General features: G+C 31.3%; 6 protein-coding genes. All 6 read right to left on the reverse strand.

The window, feature by feature from the left end; all coding sequences use genetic code 11:
• Positions 1 to 34 precede the first annotated feature (34 nt).
• Positions 35 to 415 carry a YidH family protein gene (locus BFI01S_RS21170; protein WP_061794345.1) on the reverse strand — a complete coding sequence of 127 codons (381 nt, stop codon included), beginning with the start codon at positions 413 to 415 and terminating at the stop codon, positions 35 to 37.
• Between the two features lie 142 nt (positions 416 to 557).
• The gene (locus BFI01S_RS21175; protein WP_061794346.1) at positions 558 to 1,250 is read right to left on the reverse strand and encodes a response regulator transcription factor; all 693 of its coding nucleotides are present in this window, start codon (positions 1,248 to 1,250) and stop codon (positions 558 to 560) included.
• 13 nt (positions 1,251 to 1,263) lie between these two features.
• A complete protein-coding gene (locus BFI01S_RS21180) occupies positions 1,264 to 1,830 on the reverse strand; it encodes a peroxiredoxin family protein (protein WP_061794347.1) in 567 nt (188 codons plus the stop codon).
• A gap of 12 nt (positions 1,831 to 1,842) precedes the next feature.
• Positions 1,843 to 2,550, reverse strand: a complete 708-nt coding sequence (locus BFI01S_RS21185; RefSeq protein WP_061794348.1) for a cytochrome c biogenesis CcdA family protein — start codon at positions 2,548 to 2,550, stop codon at positions 1,843 to 1,845.
• A 50-nt stretch (positions 2,551 to 2,600) separates the two neighbouring features.
• A complete protein-coding gene (locus BFI01S_RS21190; protein WP_061794349.1) occupies positions 2,601 to 3,275 on the reverse strand; it encodes a hypothetical protein in 675 nt (224 codons plus the stop codon).
• An 83-nt stretch (positions 3,276 to 3,358) separates the two neighbouring features.
• A complete protein-coding gene (locus BFI01S_RS21195; protein ID WP_061794350.1) occupies positions 3,359 to 3,751 on the reverse strand; it encodes an OsmC family protein in 393 nt (130 codons plus the stop codon).
• Between the last annotated feature and the right edge of the window lie 102 nt (positions 3,752 to 3,853).

Here is a 3,853-nt window from a genome sequence, read left to right on the forward strand (position 1 = left end):
TGGACAAGTGCTAAATTAGTATCAATTGGATTTATTAAATCAATGCCCATGCAAATAAATAATAACCTCCGAATACTAGAAAAATAAGAAGTATGAGGAAGGATAAAAAGATTATTAAAAGTTTTGGAAATGTAAAAGTTTGATGATTAATGTCTTTTCCTTTTTTAAAATAGCTAAATGTTGCCATCAAAAGTGTTAAAATGCCAACAATAATCGAAGTTAGTCCAATAATTCTTGCTAAAAAATCTCCCATTTCAATATTAGCTGTAAGAGTAGCAAAATGAAGGTTTGTTATTAAAAATCCGACTCCAATAATTGTAATGCTTGTCCGTATCCAAGCTAAGTAGGTGCGTTCATTTGCTAAATGTTGTTGAATATATTTTGAATCAATTGTATGTTCCTGAATTTCTTCCATTGTTTTTTCCCCTAATTTTAATCATTCAGAAATAGATTTGTTAAAACACTTTTATTCATTTGTTGATAACCCTTGTAATTAGTATTCCCCGGACGCATCATTAATAAAAAAAAACAATCACTCTTGATATCAAATATCTATGTTAAAACGCTACGAACCTGTATCCAATTCCTCTAACTGTTTCAATAAATTCCGTGCCATCCAAATAATTTTTAAATTTTTCTCTTAATTTTAGTATGTGGACATCAACAGTTCTTTCTGAAACTAATTTATTATCGTTTGGATATAATTCGTCTAATATCTGTAGTCTAGATAATGTTTGATTTGGATGACGCATAAGAAAATATAATAGCCTAAACTCGTGAAGTGTTAACGAAATAGGAGTCCCTTGATATTTCACTTCACCTTTTAATGGCTTGAGAGTAATACCTCTATAGGTTATTTTGTTACAACGATGAGCAGTTCTTCTTAACACCGTTTCGACCCTCACTATTAATTCAGTTGAATTAAAAGGCTTAGTTAGGTAATCATCGCCTCCAATCATTAATCCCTTTATCCGATCCTTATCGTTGGTTAATTTTGAAACAAAAATAATGGGTATCTCGCTTTTCTGTTTGGTACGAATCCAGCTGCATAATTCAAAACCACTTATGCCATGTAATACAGCTTCTATAATGACAAAACATGGATCATATGTTAAAAAGATGTCCTTGGCTTGTTTACCATTTGTGGCTATTAAAACTTGAAATCCTGCCTCCTCAAGTTCTCGCTTAATATGACTAAGAATTTCTATATCATCATCAACTAAAAGGATGGATTTTCCTCGATTATTCATATTAACACCGCTTTTATTCAATACTGTTAATTAATTCAGACATCATTTCCTTATCCATGGGACCTACGATTTTCTTACGGATGATACCTTTTGTATCGATGATATAACTTGTAGGAATTGAAAAGGCTTGATAAGTTTCCCCTATTTCACCATTGCTGTCTAATAATATAGGAAAAGTCAAACCGTAATCATTAACGAATTTTCCAATATTATTTGAATCTTTCTCTGCTGTCGTTAAATTAACGGCTAATATCTCCACTTTGTTTCCTTTTTGATCCACATAAAATTCTTGCATGTGAGGCATTTCTGCTTTGCAAGGTGGACACCAAGTAGCCCAAAAATTTAATATTACTTTCTTACCAGCCATATCAGATAGTTTTATTTCTTTTCCGTCTAAGGTCTGTAATTGAAAATCAGGCGCTTTTTTCCCTTCATCGACCCCAGTTTCTATGTTTTTCTGACTATCTGGTGGACTTACCTGATTCGTTTTTTTTGTCTCGTTTGCGGATAGGCTATAATCGTAGACACCCCATGCAATCATTCCAACTAATCCTATGATTACCAGTATTTTTTTGTACATTTTTTTCACTCCTTAAAACGTAAAAGTAGATAAATAGGAACTAATTTTTTGCATTTGACCGGTAAAAAGTAAAATCCCCATTAAAATAAGGACCCACCCATTGATCAAAGATAGTTTAGGCAATATTTTATTTATCTTTTTGACAACATTTAATGAGTAGGTAACGATTATGGATAACAAAAGGAATGGAATACCTAGCCCAAGAGAGTAAATCCATAATAATAACATTCCTGAAAATACGGTTTCCGTTGAACTTGCAAGTAATAAAATAGACGATAATGCAAGCCCCACACAAGGCGTCCATCCAGAACCAAAAGCTAACCCAAGAATAAAAGAACGAATGGAATTCGCCTTAGAGGAGGAATTATGAATAAACCGTTTTTCAGACATTAAAAATTTAATTTTAAATATGCCAAGTATTTGTATTCCAAAAATAATGATTAAAATGCCGCCAAACATTTGAATCAACTTTTTATTCTCTAAAAATAATTGTCCAACAAAGCTCGCAGAAGCACCTAATAACACAAAAACTATACTGAATCCAAGGATAAAACTAATAGATCGCAGGAGTAAAACCCTTTTATTTGTATTCACTTTTCCCGATGAAACGGTACCGTCAGATAGATGAGCGACATAAGCAGGAATTAGTGGAAATACACATGGTGAAAAAAATGAAAGTAAACCCGCGGAAAGTGCAAAGTAAATCGATAGATTTTCCAATTAAATCTCCCCTTTCTGTTGTATTCTTTCAAATCAATGTTAAGAATTAGTTAAGAAGTTGATTTTTTATCCCAGTAAAAAAGGGAAACAATAATAATAACAATTAAAAACCACTGTTCAATTGAGAATAAATAAAATAATTTATTGTCCATATTCCCAATGACAAAAGATTGGATAAGACTTAAAAAAGAAAATAATATTAAGTACGTGAATATAGCTTGCTGGGATAACATATTTTTTTTAAAAAAGGAGATACTTACCGTCACTAAAGTAAACAAGCCTAGAGTAAGGTGACTCATTTTGTGTTCATCAAGAAAAAGAAGCGCTAAAATATGATACGAACTTAATACTACAAAAGTAAAAATAAATACCGTCTGGTAAATGAACAAATTAGGAATATTCATTTTCTGTGCTTTGTAGATAAAGATAAGAACTGATCCGGTTATTGCAAAAAGTAGCCCCGTAGTGCCACCTGTAAAATACAACAAAGAGAATGGACTTTTTATAATTAAAGATGGCTCTAGTATTAACATACTGCCTTTCCAAATTAAAAACCCTAAGAATAAGCTATTGAATATTAAATCAAAAACTTCTTTATTTTGTATTTCATGTTTCTGTAAATACATAAGCCGAAACTTCATATATAATAAACCAAGTAATATAGCTAGTCCGAGTAATACCCATTTAAGTAAAATAGCTATAGAGCCAATTTGAATAACTTCCATAAGGTTCCCCCTTAATCCATTAAAAACATCCAGATTACATAGTTTATTATACCATATAGGGTATATAGAATATAGCAATAAAATTAAATAACGGGACAGATTTCAAACGATGCATTAATCTGAACAGCGTCTTTAAGGGTCTGTATCATTCCACAATTTTTAAATGTAACATCAAGGGACTTTCTTATTTGTTCTTCAGGAATATTCTTACCTTCAAAAATGAATTGAAGATCAATTCTGGTCACTTTATTCGCTTCTTTCTCATTTCTTTCAACATTAGTTTTAATTCGAATAGCACTTATTTTAATCCGTTTTTTTACTAACACATTACTTAAGATCTGACCACTGCAACCAACGATAGACGATACTAACAGTTCGATTGGCTTAAATCCTTTTGAATGGTCAGGCGAAACAACTAATACTCCGTATTTTGTATTTAAATTAGTCACACCATTTTTTATCTCATATTCAAACATCGGACTTCCTCCCAGAAATTTAATATTTTAATTTTGTCATTCAATTATTAAGATTGTGTTAAGGAACAAAAAAACGCCATAGGCGTTTAAATAGTAAGGATT

Origin of the sequence: Cytobacillus firmus NBRC 15306 (assembly GCF_001591465.1) — a bacterium.
Taxonomy (GTDB): Bacteria; Bacillota; Bacilli; order Bacillales; family Cytobacillaceae; genus Cytobacillus; species Cytobacillus firmus.

What these genes read in the sequence shown, in the direction of transcription:
- BFI01S_RS21170 (WP_061794345.1), bottom strand. Translation starts at nt 415, where the DNA reads ATGGAAGAAATTCAGGAACATACAATTGATTCAAAATATATTCAACAA.
- BFI01S_RS21175 (WP_061794346.1), bottom strand. Translation starts at nt 1,250, where the DNA reads ATGAATAATCGAGGAAAATCCATCCTTTTAGTTGATGATGATATAGAA.
- BFI01S_RS21180 (WP_061794347.1), bottom strand. Translation starts at nt 1,830, where the DNA reads ATGTACAAAAAAATACTGGTAATCATAGGATTAGTTGGAATGATTGCA.
- BFI01S_RS21190 (WP_061794349.1), bottom strand. Translation starts at nt 3,275, where the DNA reads ATGGAAGTTATTCAAATTGGCTCTATAGCTATTTTACTTAAATGGGTA.
- BFI01S_RS21195 (WP_061794350.1), bottom strand. Translation starts at nt 3,751, where the DNA reads ATGTTTGAATATGAGATAAAAAATGGTGTGACTAATTTAAATACAAAA.